Raw genomic sequence first — 1,624 nt, 5'->3', positions numbered from 1 at the left:
GGGTCCCGCTGCCAGCCGGGGGCCCCCCGCGCGCCCCCCGTCGCCCCCGCCCGGGGGGGGGGGGGGCGCGCCCGCCCCCCACGCCAGCTGCCACAGGGCTCTCGCGGCCGGGGATCCGCCACCGGGGGCGAGCCGGCGGAGCACCATCAGGCAGTCCCACTCTCCGGCCAGAACCAGGTACGGGCATGCCGTCACGGGGTCGTGCAGGCTGAGGCGGCCGAAGGCCGTGAGCGCCGACCAGCGCCGCCAGGACTCGTGCGGTGCTCCCGCCGCGTAGAGGTAGGAGGCGGTCTCAAGAGCCAGGTCGGTGGCGAAGCCGAGCTTGCCCGCCACGTTGCCTGCCGTCACCGCGGCCCCGACCGCGTTCAGATCGCGCCGGATGATGTCCAGAGCGGACGGTACGTGTTCGAGGACGCCGATCCGGCGGACCGGCCCGGACGGTGGTTCGATCCGGCCCAGCTCTTCGAGGAGTAGGGACACGTAGCCGTCGACCGTCAGGAACTCCACTCGCGTAGTCCGCCCTCCGCCGATCCGTGTGTTTCCGCCGCCGCCCGCGCCTTGTCGGCGACGCCGCCCACACTATCGCCCGCCTCGGCGTCCACCTGCGCGACACGGTTTTCGCCCGGAATGTAACCGGTGAAGGTCACTTCCCCCTCGTGGATGATGCGCGGGCCGATCTTGACCTTTCCACCGTTCTGCAGTTCCTGGACGTTTGCCGGATCCTGCTCCTGCAGTTGCCGCAGCGAGAACACGTAGACGAATACCCGGCCGACCGTCCCGGTGACCCGCTTGTCCTTGGCGTCGATGAACTTCTCGCCCTTGGCGTACGCGGCCGAGTGCTCCGCCTTCTTGGAGGTCGAGATGAACGGGATGCTCGTGAAACCCATGTCTCTGCCGCTGCCGGTACTCGGATCACGCATTTCTCGCTCGAACGCGTCGTAGGTATTGATGTAGCGCTGGAGCATGGCGAGGTAGAGGCTGTCGAAGGTCTGCTTCCGTCCGCCCCACCACTGCCGCACCGACTCGGGATTCTTCGTACTTTTTACCGTCTCCTGTACCAGCTGCGCCGCGGCGATGAGGTCGGGCTCGGGAACGTCGGAACCGTCCGGGGTACGGCTGCCGGCGATCTCCTTGGCGGCGGCACTGAATTCGGGCTTGCCGACGAGATTCTGCCGCAACATCTTGTCGTGGGTGTCCGGGCTCCAGGTGAGCTTGAAGTGGATCCCTCGGTACGCCGCAACCGCGCCGCGCAGCTCGGCGCCGGAGAGCGCCTGGGTGGTCTCCTCCTTCTCGGGATTGATTTTGCCGGCCACCGCCCAGCGTGCGCCGGCCCTGACGGCGTCGAGGTGACTCAGCCCATACCGCAGCCGGATGGCCGCCAGCAGGGGAGCCAGTACCGCCTTCGCTACCGGCCTGCCCGCGTACCGGTTGACGGCGCGGACCCCCGCCGCCACGGCGAGATCCAGGTCGCGCTGCTTCTGCTCGGGGGTCTTCTTGCGGCTGAACTTGTCCTTGAGATTCTTTCCGGCGCCCTTGAGTTTGGCCCAGAGTTTCTTGCCGAGGTTGACGATCTTGTCGACGATCCAGTTGATGGCCTTGTTGACGGGTTTGGCGAGGGCTTGGA

The 1,624-nt window shown here is 68.0% G+C and carries 2 protein-coding genes; both read right to left on the bottom strand.

Annotated elements, in window-relative coordinates:
• The coding region (locus AB0J86_RS38755) for a hypothetical protein (RefSeq protein WP_363863869.1) at positions 1–507 on the bottom strand (507 nt) is incomplete at its 3' end.
• The coding region (locus tag AB0J86_RS38750; protein ID WP_363863866.1) for a hypothetical protein at positions 495–1,624 on the bottom strand (1,130 nt) is incomplete at its 5' end. The genes AB0J86_RS38750 and AB0J86_RS38755, both read right to left, overlap by 13 nt.

The organism is Micromonospora sp. NPDC049559, assembly GCF_040676675.1.
Lineage (GTDB): Bacteria > Actinomycetota > Actinomycetes > Mycobacteriales > Micromonosporaceae > JBFAPK01.
Note: the sequence above shows the minus strand (reverse complement) of the source record. Positions and strands in the feature narration are given on the sequence as shown.